The sequence below is a fragment of the Streptomyces sp. NPDC058335 genome, assembly GCF_042723915.1.
In the GTDB taxonomy this organism is placed as follows: Bacteria; Actinomycetota; Actinomycetes; order Streptomycetales; family Streptomycetaceae; genus Streptomyces.
This window is the reverse complement of sequence record NZ_JBHXHX010000001.1, coordinates 12,993-33,468: the sequence shown is the minus strand read 5'-3', so window position 1 is coordinate 33,468 and position 20,476 is coordinate 12,993. Positions and strand designations below refer to the sequence as shown.

19 protein-coding genes are annotated in these 20,476 nt (G+C 71.7%); 14 read left to right on the top strand and 5 right to left on the bottom strand.

Going from position 1 to position 20,476, the window contains the following annotated elements; genetic code table 11:
* Positions 1–168: 168 nt before the first annotated feature.
* Positions 169–642 (bottom strand): indole-3-glycerol phosphate synthase, encoded by a 474-nt coding sequence (locus ACFWJX_RS00155; protein WP_383234436.1) that lies wholly within the window; start codon positions 640–642, stop codon positions 169–171.
* Between the two features lie 222 nt (positions 643–864).
* Positions 865–1,719 carry a pyrimidine reductase family protein gene (locus tag ACFWJX_RS00150; RefSeq protein WP_383234432.1) on the bottom strand — a complete coding sequence of 285 codons (855 nt, stop codon included), beginning with the start codon at positions 1,717–1,719 and terminating at the stop codon, positions 865–867.
* A gap of 37 nt (positions 1,720–1,756) precedes the next feature.
* Here ACFWJX_RS00150 and zapE point away from each other — a divergent pair, with 37 nt between their 5' ends.
* The 9 genes from zapE to ACFWJX_RS00105 all read left to right on the top strand — a co-directional run bounded on the left by zapE (position 1,757) and on the right by ACFWJX_RS00105 (position 10,312).
* Positions 1,757–2,863, top strand: a complete 1,107-nt coding sequence (zapE, locus tag ACFWJX_RS00145; RefSeq protein ID WP_383234429.1) for a cell division protein ZapE — start codon at positions 1,757–1,759, stop codon at positions 2,861–2,863.
* Between the two features lie 179 nt (positions 2,864–3,042).
* Entirely contained in the window at positions 3,043–3,450 is a 408-nt protein-coding gene (locus ACFWJX_RS00140; protein ID WP_383234426.1) for a hypothetical protein, read from the top strand.
* Between the two features lie 80 nt (positions 3,451–3,530).
* Positions 3,531–4,112, top strand: coding sequence for a carbonic anhydrase (locus ACFWJX_RS00135; RefSeq protein ID WP_383234423.1), 582 nt, complete (start codon positions 3,531–3,533; stop codon positions 4,110–4,112).
* Positions 4,113–4,120: 8 nt separating this feature from the next.
* Entirely contained in the window at positions 4,121–5,578 is a 1,458-nt protein-coding gene (locus tag ACFWJX_RS00130; RefSeq protein WP_383234420.1) for a SulP family inorganic anion transporter, read from the top strand.
* A 377-nt stretch (positions 5,579–5,955) separates the two neighbouring features.
* Positions 5,956–6,867, top strand: coding sequence for a slipin family protein (locus ACFWJX_RS00125; protein ID WP_383234417.1), 912 nt, complete (start codon positions 5,956–5,958; stop codon positions 6,865–6,867).
* A gap of 90 nt (positions 6,868–6,957) precedes the next feature.
* Positions 6,958–8,328, top strand: a complete 1,371-nt coding sequence (locus ACFWJX_RS00120; protein WP_383234414.1) for a PhoX family protein — start codon at positions 6,958–6,960, stop codon at positions 8,326–8,328.
* A gap of 96 nt (positions 8,329–8,424) precedes the next feature.
* A complete protein-coding gene (locus ACFWJX_RS00115) occupies positions 8,425–9,297 on the top strand; it encodes a polysaccharide deacetylase family protein (protein ID WP_383234411.1) in 873 nt (290 codons plus the stop codon).
* A gap of 28 nt (positions 9,298–9,325) precedes the next feature.
* Positions 9,326–9,514: a hypothetical protein gene (locus ACFWJX_RS00110; RefSeq protein ID WP_383234409.1), complete on the top strand. Its 189-nt coding sequence runs from the start codon at positions 9,326–9,328 to the stop codon at positions 9,512–9,514.
* A 96-nt stretch (positions 9,515–9,610) separates the two neighbouring features.
* Entirely contained in the window at positions 9,611–10,312 is a 702-nt protein-coding gene (locus ACFWJX_RS00105) for a peptidyl-tRNA hydrolase (protein WP_383234406.1), read from the top strand.
* Between the two features lie 48 nt (positions 10,313–10,360).
* On the opposite strand, the gene ACFWJX_RS00100 is transcribed toward ACFWJX_RS00105, so the two are convergent.
* Both ACFWJX_RS00100 and ACFWJX_RS00095 read right to left on the bottom strand, forming a co-directional pair.
* Complete coding sequence (locus ACFWJX_RS00100; protein WP_383234404.1) at positions 10,361–11,554, bottom strand: N(5)-(carboxyethyl)ornithine synthase; 1,194 nt, start codon at positions 11,552–11,554, stop codon at positions 10,361–10,363.
* 56 nt (positions 11,555–11,610) lie between these two features.
* Positions 11,611–11,898 (bottom strand): hypothetical protein, encoded by a 288-nt coding sequence (locus ACFWJX_RS00095; RefSeq protein ID WP_383234401.1) that lies wholly within the window; start codon positions 11,896–11,898, stop codon positions 11,611–11,613.
* A gap of 883 nt (positions 11,899–12,781) precedes the next feature.
* Between ACFWJX_RS00095 and ACFWJX_RS00090 the strand changes: the two genes are divergently transcribed.
* The 5 genes from ACFWJX_RS00090 (at position 12,782) to ACFWJX_RS00070 (ending at position 19,744) form a co-directional block, all read left to right on the top strand.
* Entirely contained in the window at positions 12,782–13,822 is a 1,041-nt protein-coding gene (locus ACFWJX_RS00090; RefSeq protein ID WP_383235860.1) for a fatty acid desaturase family protein, read from the top strand.
* 267 nt (positions 13,823–14,089) lie between these two features.
* Positions 14,090–15,433, top strand: a complete 1,344-nt coding sequence (locus ACFWJX_RS00085) for a DUF692 domain-containing protein (protein ID WP_383234398.1) — start codon at positions 14,090–14,092, stop codon at positions 15,431–15,433.
* A 269-nt stretch (positions 15,434–15,702) separates the two neighbouring features.
* Positions 15,703–16,485, top strand: coding sequence for a DUF4142 domain-containing protein (locus ACFWJX_RS00080; protein ID WP_383234394.1), 783 nt, complete (start codon positions 15,703–15,705; stop codon positions 16,483–16,485).
* A gap of 104 nt (positions 16,486–16,589) precedes the next feature.
* Positions 16,590–17,357 (top strand): TIGR04222 domain-containing membrane protein, encoded by a 768-nt coding sequence (locus tag ACFWJX_RS00075; protein ID WP_383234391.1) that lies wholly within the window; start codon positions 16,590–16,592, stop codon positions 17,355–17,357.
* A gap of 788 nt (positions 17,358–18,145) precedes the next feature.
* Complete coding sequence (locus ACFWJX_RS00070; RefSeq protein ID WP_383234388.1) at positions 18,146–19,744, top strand: alpha/beta hydrolase; 1,599 nt, start codon at positions 18,146–18,148, stop codon at positions 19,742–19,744.
* On the opposite strand, the gene hemQ is transcribed toward ACFWJX_RS00070, so the two are convergent.
* Positions 19,745–20,476 carry a hydrogen peroxide-dependent heme synthase gene (gene hemQ / locus ACFWJX_RS00065; protein WP_383234385.1) on the bottom strand — a complete coding sequence of 244 codons (732 nt, stop codon included), beginning with the start codon at positions 20,474–20,476 and terminating at the stop codon, positions 19,745–19,747.

Here is a 20,476-nt window from a genome sequence, read left to right as displayed (position 1 = left end):
GCGAACCCGCACGACCGGCCACGAACCCAGCCGACAGCAGCCCTCCCGCAAGGGCCACCACAGCCCACCCAGGGGCGCGGGGAACTGCGCGACCAGCCACGAACCGCCGCCGGCCGCCCAGCCACCCGCACCCCCACGACGCATCACCCCCCGCACAGCCGACGGCAGTTACACCTTGCTGTGCGAGAACAGCTTCAGCACCGGCACTCCCACCTTGTGCCGGGCCCGCGACGCCCAGTCGCGGTGGAAGAACTCCTCCACGTAGTGCGGATCGGTCAGGACGATCACCTCGTCCGCGCCGGTCTCCTCGACGAGTGCCTTGAGCGCGTCCAGCGGATGGTCCTCCACCAGCCGTCCCACCGCCTCGCTTCCGGCGGCGTGCAGCGCCTGAAGGGACACGTCCAGGGCCCGGACCCCGAACCCCTTGGCCTCGGCGCCCTCGGGCGTCTCGCGCTCCTTCGCCGCCTCGTCCAGCTCGCCGAGCGCGACGTCGTCGATGGCCCGCAGCAAGCGGTCCGCCTGATCGCCGCGAGGCTGGAGCAGTACGTGGAAGGAGACCGGCTCGTCCCCGTGCAAAGTGGTGACGAACTCCACGTCGGCGGACGTCAAGGCCTTCTCGATCATCAAAACGCTTGTGAACACCAGCGCCTCATTCTCCTTCGAGGACCCCCGTGGCCCTCAGTCCTCCGTGGGCCGTCAAGGCCTGCGGAAACCATCCTTCCCCGTGCTCGCACGGGGTCTGCGTGTCCTAGTCTGCCCACCCGAAGCTAACCGGAACGGCAGATTCCACCGAATTCGGCTTCTTGGGGTGTCGCCCCCGCCTTCCCCGGCCGCGCCCGGTCACACCCCTTTCCACCTGGCACATCAGGCCCGCCGGTACCGGCTGTAGAGGAACCCGTCCTCCTCCAGAAGAGACACCAGTGCGAACCTTTGCGGAACCGCGACCGCCGGTCCCCCCGCGATGCGCTGCGCGCCGCCCGCCGTGAGCATCGGGGAGACGGTCAGACACAGCTCGTCGAGCACCCCGGCGGCCACCAGCTGCCCGAGCAGCCGGGGTCCGCCCTCGGTGAGCAGCCGGGTGTGCCCGAGGTCGGCGAGGGCGCGGACGGCCCGTGCGGGCTCGACGCCCATGCCGTCACCGGCGGTCACCACGCGGGCGCCCGACTTCTCGGCCGCCGCGACCCGGTCCGGGGCGGCCGCCGCGCCGGTCAGGATCAGCGTGGGGACGAGCGGGGAGGTGAAGAGGGGGAGCGAGAAGTCCAGGTCCAGGCCGGCGCTGACGATCGCGATCGCCGGGGCGACGCCCTGCCCGGCCGCCTCCCGCCGCTCCGCGAACTCCGCACGCGCGCGTGCCGGACGGTACTGCTCCTGGCGTACCGTTTCGGCACCGACGATCACCACATCGGCGAGCGCCCGCAGCGTGCCGAAGACCCGCATGTCGGTCGCGTTGGAGATGGGCTGGGAGCGTCCGTCGTGCTGGGCGGCCCCGTCGAGGGTGGAGACCATGTTGGCGCGCAGCCAGGGCACGTGCTCGCCCGGTCCGGCCTCCGGATAGGCGTAGGCGTCGGCGATCTCGTCGAGGCTCCACTCATGCCCGTCGGGGCTCCGCTCATGGGCCCCGGTCACCGCACCCCCCTCCCCCGGAGTGCCGGCCACCGTCTGGTCGGTCGCTGTCTGGTCGGTCGCTGTCTGGTCGGTCACAGGGAACAGCCGTCGCATGCCTGGCAGTCTGGCACGGCGCTTACCATGGGGAACCGTGTCGTCCTCCCATCGCGCCCCCGGCCTCGAACCGATAGCCGACGCGGCCCCCGTGTCCCTCTGCGCCCGTGAGCCGCGTGTCCCCGCGGACCGGCTGGTCGCGGAGATGGTGCCGCCGCCCCGGTTCGACTCGGTGCGCTTCAGCACGTACCTCCCGGATCCGAACCAGCCCAGCCAGGTCCAGGCGGTGGGGGTCCTGGAGGACTTCGCCGCGGGGCTCGGCGGGGCGCATGCCGTCGGTACCGCCAAACGGGGGTTCCTCGGCCTCGGCCGGGCGAAGGCGCCGAAGATCCCGGCCGGCCCGCGCGGCGTCTACCTGGACGGCGGGTACGGCGTCGGCAAGACCCACCTGCTGGCCTCCCTGTGGCACGCCACCCCGGCGGAGCCCGCGCTCAAGGCGTTCGGCACCTTCGTCGAGCTGACGAACCTGGTGGGCGCCCTCGGCTTCCAGCAGACGGTGCGGACCCTTTCCGGGCACCGGCTGCTGTGCATCGACGAGTTCGAGCTGGACGACCCCGGCGACACCGTCCTGGTCTCGACGCTGCTGGGCAAGCTGGTCGAGGCGGGCGTCGCGCTCGCGGCCACCTCCAACACCCTGCCGGGCAAGCTCGGCGAGGGCCGGTTCGCGTCGGCCGACTTCCTGCGCGAGATCCAGGGCCTGTCCGCGCACTTCCGCGCCCTGCGCATCGACGGCGAGGACTACCGCCACCGCGGCCTGCCCGAGGCGCCGGCGCCGTACTCCGAGGAACAGGTCACGAAGGCGGCGTACGCCACCGCTGGATCCTCGCTCGACGACTTCCCGCGCCTCCTCGACCACCTCGCCCGGGTCCACCCCAGCCGCTACGGCGCGCTGACCGATGGTCTGAAAGCGGTCTGCCTCACCGACGTACGGCCGATTCCGGATCAGTCGACGGCCCTGCGTCTGGTCGTCCTCGCCGACCGGCTCTACGACCGTGAGGTCCCGGTGCTGGCCTCCGGGCTGCCGTTCGACCGCCTGTTCAGCGACGAGATGCTGAACGGCGGTTACCGCAAGAAGTACTTCCGGGCAATCTCCCGCCTCACGGCGCTGGCCCGCGACGCCAAGGGGCTCGTCGAGCCCGTCTGAGCGTCATCCCCCTGGTGGGGGGTCGGTTCACGCCACTCGACCCTCGCTTTTGAGGCGCACTTTCTTTCGAAACGCCGCGTTAACCCTGCAAACAACTTCGCAGGGTTAACGTGTTTCTTGACCAGTGGTTGACCAACCGTTGGTCTGGACTAGAGGTGCGAGATGCCGGGAGGGGGCGCATGTTCCGAGGTACTACGACCCGGACCGTGGTGTCGGTCCTCGCCGCCGCCCTGCTCGCGCTCCCGTTCTTCGCACTCACGTCTTCCTTCGCACAAGCGCACACGGCCCGTCATGTCGAGGCCAAGGCCCAGCCCGGGATCAAGCCCTCCGCCAAACCCGCGCGCGACGAGATCCTCACCGCCCGCCCCTGCGGCCGGTCCGAGGAGCCCTTCGGCCCCCTGGGCACCCGCGACCGGCACCGCACCACCGTCACGGCCGACACGGCGCCCCAGCAGCCCGAGCGCGACCGGTCCGTCCAGAGCCAGGCGGCCGGGCACCACCCCGCCCACCGGGGCGACCACCACCGGCACTGGTCGAGATCCTCGACGGCCCACTCTCCGGCGGCACTTCAGGTCTTCCGCTGCTGAGAGCGGCGCAGAACAACAGTCCCCCACCTGTCCTGCCCGTCCGACGCGCCCCCACGGCGCGCCAGGAGGAATCACCACGTATGCAGCCCCTCATCGACAACGCCCGTACGTTCGGACAGCGCCCTGAGGAGTTCGCCAAGCTCGCAGACGGCCAGTCCCCCGAGGTCCTGTTCATCACCTGCTCCGACTCGCGGGTGGTCCCCGCCCTGATCACAGGCGCCCGCCCCGGCCAGCTGTTCGAGCTGCGCACCGCGGGCAACATCGTTCCCCCGTACGTCTCCCCATCCCCGACCGGCGAGGCCGCCACCATCGAGTACGCGGTGGAAGTCCTCGGCGTCCAGGACATCGTCGTCTGCGGCCACTCGCACTGCGGTGCCGTCGGCGCGCTCGTGCGCGGCGACGACCTCGACTCCGTCCCCGCCGTGCGCGCCTGGCTCGCGCACGCCGCCGACGAACCCACCGCCACCGACACCGGCGACCCGACCGTCGCGCAGGCCGTGCAGCACCACGTCCTCGCCCAGCTGCTGCGGCTGCGCTCCTACCCCTGCGTGGAGAAGCGGCTGGCGGACGGCCGGCTGCGGGTGCGCGGCTGGTACTACGAGGTCCACACCGGTGCCGTGCGCGAACACCGCGTCGACACCGACTCCTTCGAGGCCCTGTGAGGAACCCGATGACCAAGTTCCCTCATCTCAAGCAGGACTTCGCCGCTTCCCTCGTCGTCTTCCTGGTCGCGCTGCCGCTGTGCGTCGGCGTGGCCGTGGCCTCCGGTGTGCCGGCCGAGCTGGGACTGGTGACCGGCATAGTCGGCGGCATCGTCACCGGCCTGATGCGGGGCAGCAGCCTCCAGGTGTCCGGCCCGGCGGCCGGTATGACCGTGCTGGTCTTCGAAGCGGTGCGGGAGTTCGGGCTGCCCGCGCTCGGCGTGATCGTGCTCGCCACCGGCGTGCTCCAGATCGCGATGGGCGCCCTGAAACTGGGGCGCTACTTCCGGGCCATCTCCGTCTCCGTCGTCGAGGGCATGCTGGCCGGGATCGGCCTGGTGCTGATCGCCGGACAGCTCTACTCGTTGATCGGCACCAAGGCGCCCGAATCCGGCCTGGAGAAGATCGCCGGGCTGCCGGAGGCTCTCGTGGACGCCTTCGACAGCACCGGCGCGCTCGCCTCGCTCGCCGTCGGCATCGGCACCATCGCCGTCCTGGTGCTGTGGAAGCGGTTGCCGGCGAAGGTGCGCACGGTGCCCGGCCCGCTCGCCGCGGTCGGTCTCGCCACGCTCGCCGCGCTGGTGCTGGACCTGCCCGTGGCCACCGTCGAGGTGCACGGTCTGCTCGGCTCCATCCAGCCACCGTCCCTGGACGCCTTCGGCGAACTGGCGAGCGTCGGCCTGCTCGGCACCATCGTCGCCTTCACGCTGATCGCGTCCGCCGAGTCGCTGTTCAGCGCGGCGGCGGTGGACCGGCTGCACGACGGACCACGCACCGAGTACGACAAGGAACTGCTGGCGCAGGGTGCGGGCAACACCGTCTGCGGTGTGCTCGGCGCACTGCCGATGACCGCGGTGATCGTGCGCAGCGCGGCCAACGTCCAGGCGGGCGCCCGCACCAAGGCGTCCCGGGTGCTGCACGGCGTCTGGCTGCTGCTCTTCGCGGCGCTGCTGCCGAACGTGCTCGCCTACATACCCATCCCGGCCCTCGCGGGCATCCTCGTGCACGCGGGAGCCAAGCTCGTCCCCGTCCGCTCGATCGTGTCGCTGTGGCGCGAGCACCGCGGCGAGGCGCTGATCCTGGTCGTCACGGCCGTGTCGATCGTCGCGGTCAGCATGTTCGAGGGCGTCCTGATCGGCCTCGCGCTGGCGATCGTCAAGACGGCCTGGGAGGCCTCGCACATCAAGATGGAGATCGTCGACAAGGGCGCCGGACCCGTCCAGGCCTACCTGTCGGGCAACGCGACCTTCCTGCGGCTGCCGAAGATCCTGGACAGCCTCGAGTCCCTGCCGCAGGACCGCCCGGTCGAACTTGACCTCTCCGGCCTGCACCACCTCGACCACGCCTGCCGGACCGCGCTGGAGAGCTGGGCCGAACGGCACAGCGACGCCGGCACGGAACCGGTACGGCTCACCATGGCCGCGTAGGACGGAGGAGGGCCTTGCCGGAAACGCTTCCGGCATGGCTTTCCGGCAAGGCCCCCCTCCGGCGAGGCCCGGCCTCCGGAAACCGCTTCCAGCAAGGCTTGCGGAAGGTCGCGGGAAACCGCTTCCAGCAACACCTCGTGAAACACCTCGGCAAACGGTTCCAGCAACACCTCGGGAACCGCCTCGGGAAACGCTTCCGGAAAGGCCGACCCTGAGGCCGCCGGAAAAGGCCGCCGAAGCGCTTTCGAATGGTCCCCTGCCCGTCGTCGAGTCCGGCACAGAGCCGCACACAGCCGCGTACAACACGTGGCCCGGACCCGACGGCGGGCATATCTTTGCAGAAAAGGCGTTTCGGACCTCTCGTGGAGGAGGTCGTCATGGTCGAGGAGCTGCTGTCGGCGGCCGCGGCGGTCGGCGCCGCAGGATGCGCGTATGTGGCGGCGGGCGCGCGGGTGGTCAAGCAGTACGAGCGCGGGGTCGTGTTCCGGCTCGGCCGGGTCGTCGGCGAGGTGCGCAGGCCCGGCTTCACCATGGTGGTCCCCGGCATCGACCGGATGCGCAAGGTCAATCTCCAGATCGTGACGATGCCCGTGCCCGCGCAGGAGGGCATCACCCGTGACAACGTGACCGTGCGGGTCGACGCGGTGGTCTACTTCCGGGTCGTGGACCCGGCGGCGGCGATCGTCAACGTCGAGGACTACCGTTTCGCCGTCTCGCAGATGGCGCAGACCTCGCTGCGGTCGATCATCGGCAAGAGCGAGCTGGACGACCTGCTGTCCGACCGGGAGAAGCTCAACCAGGGTCTGGAGCTGATGATCGACAGCCCCGCGGTGGGCTGGGGCGTGCAGATCGACCGGGTGGAGATCAAGGACGTGTCGCTGCCCGACACGATGAAGCGTTCGATGGCCCGTCAGGCGGAGGCCGACCGTGAGCGGCGGGCGCGGATCATCAACGCGGACGCGGAGCTCCAGGCGTCGAAGAAGCTCGCCGAGGCGGCCCAGCAGATGGAGGACACACCCTCCGCGCTCCAACTGCGGCTGCTGCAGACGGTGGTGGCGGTGGCCGCCGAGAAGAACTCCACCCTGGTGCTGCCCTTCCCGGTGGAACTGCTGCGCTTCCTGGAACGAGCCCAACAACAACCACTGCTCCAGCAACAACCGCTGTTTCAGCAACAACCGCAAGCGCAATCACCACAGCAACCGCCACAGCAACCGCCACCACAACAGCAGTCCTCCGCACCGCCTCCACCATCCCCTCCGCCCCCGCCTCCCCCACCGACGAAGCAGTGACACGAGCTACGCGCGTGGTTCCCGAGGCGGGCGCCGGGTGATAGACACGGCGGGGTCACCGTCCCTGTCCGCCAGCAGGAAGGTCACCCCATGTCCGCGACCCGTCGTCAGATCCTCGCCCGCACCGGTGCCCTGGGAGCGGGCATCGCCTTCTCCGGGGCCCTGTCCGAACTCTTCCCTGGCACGGCTACCGCCGCCCAGGACCTCGGCCACAGCGGCTACGGCCCTCTCGTCCCCGACCCGCACGGCCTGCTCGACCTGCCGAAAGGTTTCCGCTACCGGGTCCTGTCCCGCGAGGGCGACCCGCTGCGCTCCGGAGAGGGCCCCGTCCCCTCCAACCACGACGGCATGACGGCCCTGCCCGGCCGCCGCGGCCGCGTCCACCTGGTCCGCAACCACGAGAACCGGCACAACGCCGCGCTCCCCGTCCCCACCGTCGAGGGCCTGACCTACGACCCGGCCGGCAAGGGCGGCTGTACGGCCCTGACCCTGGACTCGGGCAACCGGGTGCTCGCCGAGCGGGTCGCGATCGCCGGTACGGCCGTCAACTGCGCGGGCGGGCCCACCCCGTGGCACACCTGGCTGACCTGCGAGGAGAACGAGGACAAGGCCGGCACGAACGGCTACACCAAGGACCACGGTTTCATCTTCGAGGTCGACCCGTCCGACCCGCGCCGCACCGGGGCGGTCCCGCTGACCGCGATGGGCCGCTTCCAGCACGAGGCGATCGCCGTCGACCCGCACCTGGGGATCGTCTACGAGACGGAGGACGCCTTCCTCAAGCCCTTCGGCCTGTTCTACCGCTTCCTCCCGGAGAAGCCGCTGGGCGGCGTGGGTTCGCTGCGCGCGGGCGGCCGGCTCCAGGCGATGCGCGTGCCGGGCGTACCGGACCTGTCGTCGGTCCAGGAGACGGGCGCGAGCTTCGACGGCGTCGAGTGGGTCGACGTACCGGACCCGCTGGCCGCCGGAACGCCGATCAGGCTCCAGGACTTCGGTCCGAAGGGCGTCACGCACGCCCAGAAGCTGGAGGGCTGTTACTGGGGCGGGCGGTGCGTGTACTTCGTGTCGTCGTTCGCGCGCGGCGCGGAAGGCTCGGCGGCCGACCACTTCGGCCAGATCTGGCGCTACGACCCGGCCCGCCGCCGGTTGACCCTGGTGATCGTCTTCGGCCCGGACACGGACGTACAGTTGCCGGGCGAGTCCCCGGACAACATCTGCCTCGCGCCCAGCGGCGGCCTGATGGTCTGCGAGGACGGCAACGGCGCCCAGCACGTCTACGGCGTGACGCGGGGCGGCGAGGTGTACGCGATGGCGCGCGGGCGGCAGAACATCGGTACGCCCGAGGAGCCGGAGTGGGGCGAGTTCGCCGGCGTCGCCTTCTCCCCCGACGGCCGGACGATGTACGTCAACTGCTACACACCGGGAACGACGTTCGCGGTGACGGGCCCCTGGCGCCGGTAGGCAGGTGACCGGGTCGGGTGATCCGGGCGGGTGACACGGCGCGAGGCGCGCACATATCTACACATTAGAGGCGTTCGCCGCTCATAGCTTCATACGGTGATCCCTCCCGTACGCCGTCTCGCCGCCGTCTGTGTCCTCGGTGCCGTGCTCGCCGCCTGCGGCACGGCCGGGGCGCCCCGTGCCGCCCGCCCGGCCTCCGCCCAGCCCTCACCCTCCCGGCCCTCGCCCGCCCAGGACTCGCCCGCCGTGTCCGGGCCGCCCACGCTCGCGCCGGGCCCGGCCGGCCAGGCCCCCGTCTTCGCGCACGCCCCCCGCACCCGCGACAAGGCCGTCGCCCTCACCTTCGACGCCGACATGACCGCCGGCCAGGGAGGACGGGCGGCGGCGGGTGAGCGCTTCGACAATCCGGAACTGATCGCCGCGCTGCGTGCGTTGAAGGTGCCGGCGACGGTGTTCATGACGGGTCGGTGGGCCGAGGAGTACCCGGTCCAGGCCCGCACCATCGGCCGGGACCCGCTCTTCGAGGTCGCCAACCACTCCTACAGCCACTACGCCTTCACCGACGACTGCTACGGCCTGCCGACCGTGGAGCGGACGTCGATGCGGTCGGACGTGGAGCGGGCGTACGCGGCCTTCCGCAAGGCCGGTGTGCCGGATGCGATGCCGTACTTCCGTTTCCCCGGGGGCTGTTACGACGGACAGGCGCTGCGCGCGGTGCGCGGTACCGGTGTCACGGCCGTGCAGTGGGACGTGGTGAGCGGCGACGCCTTCGCCACCGACGCGGACGCGGTGGCCCGGCAGGTGCTGGAGGGTGTGAAGCCGGGGTCGGTGGTGGTCATGCACTGCACGCTCAGCGCCGCCCCGGTCACCGAGCGGGCGGTACGCGCGATCGTGCCCGAGCTGCGCCGCCGGGGTTACCGGTTCGTCAAGGTGTCCGAGCTGATCGGCGCCACGGGCGGCCGCCGCTGAGACCCGCGCGCTCTCGTACGCTGGAGTCATGAGCGACGACAGCGACGACGCCTACTGTCTGATCGACGCGACCAGGCCGCCCAGGGCCGAGGGGCCGCCGTACGCGGAGTGCGTGCTGTGCCGGAAGCCGACGGAGTACCCGGAGTCGTACAAGGGGATCACGATGTGCCCCGTGTGCGAGTGGCAGGAGGCCCAGCGGACGGCCTGCTCAGGTTGATCCGCGGAAGGTCGGCGCGTACTCGGTGGCCGCCGGGGACCGTGGGGCCTCGGTCGGATCGGCCGGTCCGGTCGGCGGTCCAGTACCCTGCGCCGAGTGAGTGAGAGCCCGTTTCAGACCGAGCCGAATCCGCGTGATGAGGCGCCGCAGTTCGTCCTTCCCCTCGTCGTCCGGTTGGAGAAGGCCGACCCTCCCGGCCGTACCGACGCGCTCGAGACCGCCGCTCGGGCCGTGCTCGTGCTGCTGAGCGACGAGCGGGCCCTCGGGGACGGCGAGTGGGCGCGGACCGTGCGGGACTGGCAGGACGCCCGGATCCGCAAGGTCGTACGGCGGGCCCGCGGGGCCGAGTGGCGGCGGGCCGGGGAGCTGCCCGGGATCACCGTGACCGGAAAGGCGGCGGAGGTGCGGGTGTTTCCGCCGGTGCCGTTGGACGGGTGGCCGAAGGAGCTGGCGAAGCTCCAGGTGTCGGGGACCGATCTCGACGACCCGCAGGAGCCGCCGGCGGCCGATCCGGGCGTACCGGTGCTGTGGATGAGCCCCGAGGTGGAGATGTCGGCGGGCAAGGCGATGGCGCAGGCCGGGCACGGCGCGCAGCTCGCCTGGTGGGAACTGTCCGACGGGGAGCGGTCGGCGTGGCGCGGGGCGGGCTTCCCGCTGGCCGTGCGCACCGCGGAGCCCGAGCGCTGGCGTGAGCTGACCGCGAGCGGGCTGCCGCTGGTGCGGGACGCGGGGTTCACCGAGATCGCGCCGGGCAGCTGCACGGTGGTCGCGGAGCACCCGGCGCTGCGCTCTCGGTGAGGACCCTCGGGGAGGTGCCCGGGGCGTCCGGTCACCTCCGGAGGACCGTCAGTCCGGCTGGACGGAGGCATTCTCCGCCGGGGTGGCGAGCGGGGCCGGGGGCTCGGCGGCGTGCGGGTAGGCGGCCGTCCGGTTCTGGAAGGACAGGATCTTCGGGTTCATGACGACGCCGTCGCGGATCTCGATGGCCTTGCTGACCGTGGCGTCGGCCTCCCACGCCGCGGGGCCGCTCATGACCTTGCGGAGGTAGGGCAGGAGCGCCTCGCTGATCTCCCACGTGGCCGAGTTCCACAGGTGGGACGGGCTGTGGTCCACCGCGTAGTAGTGGCAGTCCTGCCCGACCGTGGGCATCGGGTCGCCGAAGGTCGTCGGCCGGGCCCACTCGAAGCCCATGCCCTCGTCGCAGGCGACGTCGACGAAGAAGGTGCCCGGCCGGAACAGGGCCAGTTCCTCCTCGGTGACGAACGTCAGCGGCGCGTCGGTGTCCTGGAGGACACAGTTGACGATGATGTCGAACCCGGCCAGGTACTCCGCCAGCGGCACGGAACCGGCCGCGGTGAACGCCCGCAGCCGCGACGGATCGCCTTCATCCTCCGCGAAGTGGCCCATCACGACCGACGGCATCGGCGACGCCACCGCCGCCGCGGCGCGCTGGGTGAGGACCGTGACGTCCGAGACGCCCATGGCACCCAGGCCCGTGACCGCTCCGCGCGCCGTGGCGCCGAAGCTGATGACCACGGCCCGCAGGCGGCGCCCATAGCTGCCGGTCACCCCGCCGAGCTGCAGGGCGTGCAGCACCGAGCAGTAACCGGCCAGCTCGTTGTTCTTGTGGAACACATGGACGCTGAAGGCGCCCGTGGAGGTCCAGTGGTTCATGGCCTCCCAGGCGATCAGCGTCAGCCGTCGGTCGATGGCGAGCTGGGTCATCTTCTCGTCCTGCACGCAGTGCGGCCATCCCCACAGCACCTGGCCCTCGCGCAGCTCCGCGACGTCCTCGTGCATGGGCTTGGGCAGCAGCAGTACGTCGCACTCGGCGACGAGTTGCTCGCGGGAGCGCAGTCCGGCCACGAGCGGCAGCAGGGCGTCGTCGGCGACGCCGAACCGTTCGCCGTACCCCCGTTCGAGGAAAAGTCTCTCGCGTACGTCGGGCGCGATCCGGTCGAGGTGAGCGGGGTGCAAGGGCAGCCGGAACTCGTTCTCCTTGCGGGAGGAGCCGAGTACTCCGAGGCTCAACAGGCTCATGCGCTTCCTCATCATGTGGTTCTTGTCGTGCGGGTCACGGCTGCCGGGTTTCCGGGTCAGGAAGGGTCATGCTGGTGAGGGGCGCCCTGGTGCCTGCGTACGCGCTCGTCCAGCGGGAGGGGCGTCTCGTCGAGACCGTCGACGGATCCACCCGCCATGCGTGCGCACGTCCCCCGGCAGGCGAGCAGCTGCCGGTCGTCGCGGTGTGACACCACCACCGCCTCCGGGGCCGACGCGCTGCGGTAGTCGGTGGCGCAGATGAGGCAGGCCAGGCCGGAGAGCGTCTCGGCGGTCGGTTCGGGACGGCCGCGCCGGCGACCGGAGATCGATTCCTGTGAATACATGCTCCCTACATCCTCTTGATCGGTTCGGGACGTGCAGGAGGCGCGGCGCCGGAATGCCTCTCGGACGCCCCGGAAACTAAGGAAATCCGTTACCGCGGGGCGCGGAAAGGGCATTCGGAAGACAGCGCGTCAGAACAGGCCAGGGGGCATCGTGCGGCTCTTTCCGGCCGGACGCGAAGTGCTCCGGCCTTGCCGTTCCCCGAGGGCGACGCCGCCATGGATGACGGCACGCGAAGTGCGCTCGGTGCCGCAACCGTACTCCCCTCCGGGCCTCGGGCCGACCCGTGCGACCGCCCTTGCCCGACGGCCGGGAACGTTCCCCGCCCACCGGCCGTTGGAGGAAGTGGTTGTAGTTGAAGTGTGCGACGTGGCAGCGCCCGCGGAGTTCTGACAGCGGGCGCTTCGCCGTTTCGAGGGTTTTCTTCGACGGCTGGCGACCAGCAGCCCGGGATCGCGCGAGTGCGTGTTCTCCCAGCAACTCGCCATCGAAGGAGACCTCACATGGCTCGACGAACCGTGCGGTGGTTCATCCCCGACAGGGGTTCGGGCTTCCTCGCCACCTCCGGCCAAGGCCCCGAGCGGCCGCGGGCCGACCAGGTCAGCGCCCTCTGAGGACTCCCCGTTCTCGAGACCGGCCCGCGCCGCGGGCCCGCCTCTCGCTGCCTGCGGACGGCGCCGTTCCCGGCGCCCCACCCGCACCCCGGAGGCAGCGCTCGTACACGCGAAAGGAAACACCGTGAACTCCGCGAACTCCACGACAGCCGTGACCGCCGTGACCGCCGTGACCGCCGTGACCGCCGTGACTGCTTCGACGTCTGTGACCTCTGTGACCGCTGTGAACACCGGCATCAGTCATCCGGGCGGTCCGGCGGGTCACGCCGAGATGACCAAACCCCCGCCCGCCGGCCGGGGCAGCGACTACGCCTCGCTGTCCCGCGAGGTGAAACAGAGCGGGCTCCTGAAGCGGCGGCCCGGCTACTACTCCGTCAAGGTGGGGGCGAACCTGCTCCTGCTGGCCGTCGGCTGGACCGCGTTCGCCCTGATCGGGCAGTCCTGGTGGCAACTGGTGACCGCCGCCTTCCTCGCGGTGATGTTCACCCAGACCGGGTTCATCGGGCACGACGCCGGACACCACCAGATCGCCGCCTCCAAGCGCGTCAACAGCCTGCTCGGCCACCTGCACGCCGACCTCTTGATCGGCCTCAGCTACGGCTGGTGGATCGCCAAGCACAACCGGCACCACTCCCACCCCAACCACGTCGACCGCGACCCCGACATCGCCGACGGCGCGATCGCCTTCACCCAGGACCAGGCCCGCGTCCGCCGCGGAGCGTACGCCTGGCTGGCCCGTCAGCAGGCATGGCTGTTCTTCCCGATGCTGCTCCTGGAAGGACTCGCCCTGCACGTGGCCGGCGTACGGGCCCTGTTCGAGCGCGGCGGCACCGCGACCTCGGGGAGGACCAGGCTGGTCGGGGCAACACTGCTGACGGCGCATATCGGCGGCTATCTCGCCGCCCTGTTCCTCGTCCTGTCCCCCGTCCAGGCCGTGTGCTTCCTCCTGGTGCACCAGGGACTGTTCGGGCTGTACATGGGATGCTCCTTCGCCCCCAACCACAAGGGCATGCCCATCTTCGGCAAGGACGCCAAGATCGACTTCCTGCGCCGGCAGGTACTGACCTCACGCAACATCCGTGGCGGCCGGGTCACCGACTTCGCGCTCGGCGGGCTGAACTACCAGATCGAACACCACCTGTTCCCCTCGATGCCGCGGCCCAGCCTGCGCCATGCCCAGGAACTCGTGCGCACGTTCTGCGCCCGGCACGGCGTCGCCTACCACGAGACCGGGCTCGTCGACTCCTACGCCCAGGTCCTGCGGCACCTCCACGCGGTCGGCGGCCCGCTGCGCCCCGAGCTGGAGTACTGATCGCCGGTCCGACCCCGGGCCCCTGTTCCCTGTGTTTCCCTTGATTCGCCGTTTCCTGTGATCCCTCTGTTTCCTTCCTTTTCTGTGCCGTTTCTTTGAACCGGGCGGGCCCGCCGCGCGTACCTCCAGGGGCAGGGCGGGCCGTGCCGTGTGCGCGGCCGGAACCTCAAATGTTGCTCTGAAGGAGAGCCGTCGGCGGTTCAGGCCCGGTCGGCGGGGTCATATCCCCGTCACCACGCAGGGGGGTCGGCGATGAAGGAGGGGACCATGACGCGGCTGGGTACGGGAATCGGCTGGCGGCCGGAGATCGCGGACGCCGTGGAACGCATGCCGGGCATCGACTGGGTCGAGGCCGTGGCGGAGAACGTCTGTCCCGGTCACCTCCCCGAGTCCCTGCTGCGGCTGCGCGAACGCGGGGTCACCGTCGTCCCGCACGGCGTCTCGCTGGGCCTCGGCGGCGCCGACCGGCCCGACGAGGAGCGGCTGACCGCGCTCGCCGAGCGGGCCGAGGCGCTGGGCTCGCCGCTGGTCACCGAGCACATCGCGTTCGTCCGGGCGGGCGGCCCGCTGACCGCCACCCCACGGCTGGAGGCCGGTCACCTGCTGCCCGTGCCGCGCACCCGGGACGCGCTGGACGTGCTGTGCGAGAACGTGCGCATCGCGCAGGAGTCGCTGCCCGTGCCGCTCGCCGTGGAGAACATCGCGGCGCTCATCGCCTGGCCCGGCGAGGAGATGACGGAGGGGCAGTTCCTGTACGAGCTGGCCGACCGCACGGGCGTCCGGCTGCTCATCGACGTGGCCAACCTGCACACCAACCACGTCAACCGCGGCGAGGATCCCGCCAAGGCGCTCGCGGAGCTGCCCCTGGAGGCCATCGCGTACGTCCATGTCGCGGGCGGCTGCGCACGGGACGGCGTCTGGCACGACAGCCACGCGCATCCGGTGCCGCGCCCCGTCCTCGACATCCTGACCGACCTCACCTCCCGTGTCGCCCCGCCCGGCGTGCTGCTGGAGCGCGACGAGAACTTCCCCGAACCGGCCGAGCTGGAGCGGGAGTTGGACGCGATCCGGGAGGCGGTGCAGCTGGGGGCGCGGCAGCTGGGGACGGAGCAGCGAGGGACCGAACAGCAGGGTGCGGCCGCCCAGGAGGCGGCGGGCGCGGATGCCGCCGGGGAGAGCGAGCCGTCGGCCGTCGCCGACGCCACGCGGCAGCGGCTCGGGCTCGCCCAGGCCGCCCTGCTGTCCTCGCTGGTCGCCGGGACGCCCGTCCCGGAGGGCTTCGACCGGGTGCGGCTCGGCGTGCAGGCCCGCGCGCTGGCCGCGAAGCGGGCGGACGTGGTGGCGAAGCTGGCCCCGGAGCTGCCGCTGATCCTCGGCACCGGCTACCGGGCCTCGTTCGTCGCGTACGCCCAGGGTCACCCGATGCGCGGCGGTTACCGGCAGGACGCCCTGGACTTCGCCGAGCGACTGCTGCTCGGCGGGCAGTTGGCGGAGGGGCGGGCCCGGCGCGAGCTGCGGCGCTGGTGGCTGGACCGCTCGGGCCCGGCGCCGAGGCCGCTGTCCCGGCTGGGACGGGTGGGACAGGTGGGTCGGTCGCTGATCGGGCGGTGACCGGGCGGTGATCCGTACGGCGAAGCCGTCGAGTCTTCGCCCCGGCGCTCGAGTGTGCCGGGGTTAACACCGGGGTCGGCAGCCCCTCCCCGGCAACCGATTTCCCGACGGTTTCCACCCCTTTGCCGCCCACCCCGGCTCACCCATTCACCCAGAGATACCCGAGATGCAACGTTTCGCACCCGTACGGAAGTTGGCTCCGCCGTCGCAGTAATATGCCAACTCCGCACCCGAAGCACGAGCGTGCGGTGCCGTGAGCAGGAGGCACCATGCGACCCCGACCCCCGATCCAGGGCAGAGGCATCTTCAATGGCACCGGGCTCATCGTCGTCGGCCTGGCGGCGACGCTCGTCGCGCTGATCTTCCCGGTCTGGTCGTACGAGGACCGGTCGGGAACCGGCGTCGACGTACTGAACGCGGAGACCGTGGCGACGCAGTACGGGCCGCTGTCCGGGCCCGACCGCGACTTCGTCACGAAGGTGCGGCTGGCCGGGCTGTGGGAACTTCCGGCCGGCCGGCAGGCGCAGGCCAAGGGCACCACCGAGGCCGTACGGACGGCGGGGCAGCACCTCGTCGAGGGGCACGCCTTCCTGGACGAGCGGGTGCGCACGGTCGCGGCGCAGCTAGGGCTCGCGCTGCCGAACGAGCCCACCGACCAGCAGCGGGACTGGCTGAAGACACTGGACTCGGTGCAGGGCGAGGACTTCGACCGCGAGTTCGCCAACATCCTGCGACTGGCGCACGGCCGGGTGTTCTCCCTCGTCGCCCAGGTGCGGGCCGGCACCCAGAACGCGCTGGTCCGTGACCTCGCCGACGACGCCAACACCACCGTCCTGGACCACATCAAGGTCCTGGAGGCAACCGGTTACGTCGACTTCGCCGGCCTGGCCCGGGACCTGGCGGCCGGCGGCACCGCGCCGGTCACCCGCTCCCCCGCCCCGCCGGGTCCTGTCGCCGACCCCGGCGCGGTCGTGCCGCTCACGCCGTCGCCGGACCCGAGTTACACGCTCCCGCCGGCCGCGACCGGTCCGCCCCCGGCCGGTGGTTCCTGACCCGGCCGGACGAAGGCAAGCGGAACGTCACATACCCACAACACCGGGTCCGGATAGTGAACAAGGCATGGCGTTTTCCTGCGTTTCTGACATAGAAACACGGCATGTTCTGGGTCCTTCTCCTGCTGCTGGCCTGGGCCGTCGCCGGTGTCGCGTGCACCCGCCTGTGCCTGGCCGCCGTCCGTTCGGCATCCGTCGACACGGAGGCGGGTCAGGGTCACGACCTGACGCTGTACGAGGCGGCGTTCCTGTCCGGCGGCCCCGGCCGGGTCGCCGAACTGACCCTGGTCTCCATGGCCCGGCAGCGGCGGCTGCTGCTCGCCCACACCGGCTGGGCGACGGTCGTGGACCCGCGCGGGCGTGACGAGATGGAACGGTCCGTCATAGGAGCCATCGGCCCGGAGGGACAGAACAGGATCGCTCCGGTGCGGACCGCCGCGGCTGCCGCCGACGCGGTCCGCGGACTCGCCGACCGCCTGGTCGGCGCCGGCCTCGCGGTGCCCGACGGCGCCCGTACGACGGTGGCGGCGGGCGTCCGGCAGGTGCGCGGAGCCGCGCTGGCCGTCCTCGTACTGGGTGCGGCGGCGCTGCTGATGCCGACCCCCTCGGACATGCCGCGCGTCCTCATGGCCGCCTGGTTCGGGCTTCCGCTCGCCCTCACCCTGAGCTGCCTGGCCCTCGCCCGCATCGAGGCGCACCCGTACTCACGGTGGGCCTCCCCTGCGGGACAACGCCTGCTGGCAGCCCTGGCCCGGCACACCTCGGCCACGGCCGACGACCGCACCTACCTGACCTCCATAGCCGTCCGCGGCATCCACGCGGCAGCCGAACCGGAACTCCGCGCGGCCTTCGCCCATCGGGACAGGGCGTAGGGGGCGACTGAGGCGGGCGGCGCGGCGGGCTTTCGACGGGCCCGGCTGAGCCGGCTCCGACACGGACGGACCGGAGGGCCCCGCCCGAAGCGCCCGCAGCGACGCGGGACAAGGCTCGTCCGACGCAGCCTGACGCAGCGTCGGCGGACGGCGGGCCCTCAGCCAACGGGCAGCTGACGCACCTTCGAACGCACGGCGTGCCTCGGCCGACACCGACCACCGCACGGCCCACCCACGACCGAGGCCGGAACAGCACGGACGAGCACTCCACCGACACAGACCGACGCACCGTCGGCACACAACAGGTCCCCTCAGCCAACAGACGACTGACGCACCTTCGAACACACCGCGCGCCCGCAGCCGACACCGACCACCGCACGGCGGCCACGGCCCACCCATGGCTGCTCCCGGCCGCCGCTAGACCGCCCCCGGCCGACTCGGGCCGGCGTGCCGGATCTCCGGCCCCGGCGGGCGAGCGAGCGGCCCAGGACCGACCCCGACCGGCGTGGCACCGGCCCACGCCCGGTCAACCCACGGCATCGCGCCGAGCCGACGCACCGTCGAGACGCCGTAAGCCCACGATCGACGCGCAGCCGACTCCGGCTGTCCCCGAGACGCACCAAGACCCACGCCCCGCCCACGCCGCACCCCGCCCGCCCCCGGCGCGTCCGGGTTTCCCGGGGGCGCACAAGGGGCATTGGCGCCGACACCCCTCGGTGGTGCTTGCCTTCGTCAACAGGCGGACGAACCATCCCTTCTGTCGCTGCCGCGCTTCGAAGGGACACGCGATGAGAGCTGCCGTCCTCTACTCGGCCACGGGAGCCCTGCTCCTGACCACCCTCTCCGCCGTCCCCGCGGGCGGGACCCCGAACGGCGTGCCCGGTGTCGTGATCGCCGCCGAGCGGGCCGCGGCGGAGGGGATCGACTTCGGGACCTGCACCGACGTACCGGATCTGCCGGGCAGCATGGAGTGCGGCAAGGTCGGCGTGCCACTGGACTACGCGCGGCCGAACGGCAAGCAGATCGAGCTGGCCGTCAGCCGGGTCCGGGCCACCCACCGCGACCCGCACAACAGCAAGCGCCGGGTGCCCCGGCAGGGCTCGCTGGTCTTCAACCCGGGCGGGCCGGGCGCCTCGGGCCTGTACTTCCCGCTGATCGGCATGGTCCCCGAGTGGAAGCGCATCGGCGCCGCCTACGACCTGGTGGGCTACGACCCGCGCGGGGTCGGCCGCTCGGCCCCGCTGTCCTGCGAGGACCCGAGGACCTTCTTCAAGGGGCCCGCCCCGGCCCCGACGCACCCCTCGGAGACGTACAAGCGGGAGCGCGTCGCGCGGGCGAAGGCGTACGCGCGTGGCTGCGCGCAGCGGGCGGGCGACGCGCTGCGGCACTACAACTCGCTGAACAACGCCCGCGACCTGGACGTCCTGCGGGCCGCGCTCGGCGAGGACGGGCTGACGTTCATGGGGGCGTCGTACGGCACCTACTTCGGGGCGCTGTACGCCACGCTGTTCCCCTCGCACGTACGGCGGATGGTGTTCGACGCGGCGGTGAACCCGGACCCGGCGCAGATCTGGTACCGCAACAACCTCGACCAGTCGGCGGCGTTCGAGAGCCGCTGGGAGGACTTCCGGGAGTGGGTCGCCAAGCACGACCGGGTGTACCGGCTGGGCAGGACCTCGCAGGCGGTACTGCGCAGCTACGAGCGGGCGCAGGCGAAGCTGGCCGCGGAGCCGGCCGGCGGGAAGGTGGGGCCCGCGCAGTTGCAGGGCACCTTCCTCCAGGCCGGGTACTACGACGACTACTGGCCGTCCCGCGCCGAGGCGCTGTCGGCGTATCTGAGGGGCGATCCGAAGCCGCTGATCGCGCTGGCCGCGCCGCCCCGGGAGGCCGCGGCGGAGGCGGAGAACGCGAACGCCGTCTACACGGCCGTGGAGTGCAACGACGGGCCGTGGCCGACGGACTTCCGGGTGTGGGACCGGGACAACACGCGGCTCGCGCGCGTGGCACCGTTCGAGACCTGGGACAACGTGTGGGCGAACCTGCCGTGCGCCTACTGGCAGGCACCCCGGCAGCAGCCCCTGGACGTGCGGACCGGGCCGGGTGAGCTGCCGCCGACGCTGATCCTGGCGGCCGAACGGGACGCCGCCGCACCCTACGACGGCGCCCTGGAGATGCACCGGCGGCTGACGGGCTCGGTGCTGGTGACGGAGCGGGACGCCGGCACCCACGGCATCGCGGGCGGGCCCAACCCGTGCGTCAACGGCCACCTGGAGGCGTACCTGCTGGAGGGCCGGCTGCCGGTGCGGCGCGCGGCCTGCGCGCCGCACCCGGAACCCCGGCCGGCCGACCGCGCCGAGAAGACGGCGGTCGCCCGGCAGGCGCGCTGATCAGGCGAGGCCCGCGACCAGTTCGGCGATGTCCTTGCGACGGCCCGTGTAGAACGGGACCTCCTCGCGGACGTGCATACGGGCCTCGGAGGCACGCAGGTGGCGCATGAGGTCGACGATGCGGTACAGCTCGTCGGCCTCGAAGGCGAGGATCCACTCGTAGTCGCCGAGGGAGAACGAGGCGACCGTGTTGGCGCGGACGTCCGGGTAGCCGCGGGCCATCTTGCCGTGGTCGGCGAGCATGCGGCGGCGGTCCTCGTCGGGCAGCAGGTACCAGTCGTAGCTGCGCACGAAGGGGTAGACGCTGATGTAGTCGCGCGGCGTCTCGTCGGCGAGGAACGCCGGGACGTGCGAGCGGTTGAACTCGGCGGGGCGGTGCAGCGCCATGTTCGACCAGACCGGCTCCAGTGCCCGGCCCAGCTCGGTGCGGCGGAAGAGGTTGTACGCCTCCTGGAGCTGGTCGCTGGTCTCGGCGTGCCACCAGATCATGAGGTCGGCGTCGGCGCGCAGACCGGACACGTCGTAGGTGCCGCGGACCGTCACGTCCTTGGCGGCGAGCTGGTCGAACAGCTCCTGGACCTCGTCGGCGTAACCGGCGCGGTCCTCGGGGAGGTTGTCCTTCAGCTTGAAGACGGACCACAGCGTGTAGCGGATGACCTCGTTGAGGTCCTTGGCCAGCTTGCCCTTGTTCGGGATCCTGCCGGACTCGGTGGTGGGGGCGTCGTCACTCAT

Bases quoted from the DNA above. Each gene is read 5' to 3' on its own strand.
- ACFWJX_RS00095 (WP_383234401.1), bottom strand. From the start codon at position 11,898: ATGTATTCACAGGAATCGATCTCCGGTCGCCGGCGCGGCCGTCCCGAA.
- hemQ (WP_383234385.1), bottom strand. From the start codon at position 20,476: ATGAGTGACGACGCCCCCACCACCGAGTCCGGCAGGATCCCGAACAAG.
- ACFWJX_RS00100 (WP_383234404.1), bottom strand. From the start codon at position 11,554: ATGAGCCTGTTGAGCCTCGGAGTACTCGGCTCCTCCCGCAAGGAGAAC.
- ACFWJX_RS00110 (WP_383234409.1), top strand. From the start codon at position 9,326: ATGAGCGACGACAGCGACGACGCCTACTGTCTGATCGACGCGACCAGG.
- ACFWJX_RS00150 (WP_383234432.1), bottom strand. From the start codon at position 1,719: ATGCGACGGCTGTTCCCTGTGACCGACCAGACAGCGACCGACCAGACA.
- ACFWJX_RS00140 (WP_383234426.1), top strand. From the start codon at position 3,043: ATGTTCCGAGGTACTACGACCCGGACCGTGGTGTCGGTCCTCGCCGCC.
- ACFWJX_RS00125 (WP_383234417.1), top strand. From the start codon at position 5,956: ATGGTCGAGGAGCTGCTGTCGGCGGCCGCGGCGGTCGGCGCCGCAGGA.
- ACFWJX_RS00120 (WP_383234414.1), top strand. From the start codon at position 6,958: ATGTCCGCGACCCGTCGTCAGATCCTCGCCCGCACCGGTGCCCTGGGA.
- ACFWJX_RS00075 (WP_383234391.1), top strand. From the start codon at position 16,590: ATGTTCTGGGTCCTTCTCCTGCTGCTGGCCTGGGCCGTCGCCGGTGTC.
- ACFWJX_RS00130 (WP_383234420.1), top strand. From the start codon at position 4,121: ATGACCAAGTTCCCTCATCTCAAGCAGGACTTCGCCGCTTCCCTCGTC.
- ACFWJX_RS00090 (WP_383235860.1), top strand. From the start codon at position 12,782: ATGACCAAACCCCCGCCCGCCGGCCGGGGCAGCGACTACGCCTCGCTG.
- ACFWJX_RS00070 (WP_383234388.1), top strand. From the start codon at position 18,146: ATGAGAGCTGCCGTCCTCTACTCGGCCACGGGAGCCCTGCTCCTGACC.
- ACFWJX_RS00135 (WP_383234423.1), top strand. From the start codon at position 3,531: ATGCAGCCCCTCATCGACAACGCCCGTACGTTCGGACAGCGCCCTGAG.
- ACFWJX_RS00085 (WP_383234398.1), top strand. From the start codon at position 14,090: ATGACGCGGCTGGGTACGGGAATCGGCTGGCGGCCGGAGATCGCGGAC.
- ACFWJX_RS00080 (WP_383234394.1), top strand. From the start codon at position 15,703: ATGCGACCCCGACCCCCGATCCAGGGCAGAGGCATCTTCAATGGCACC.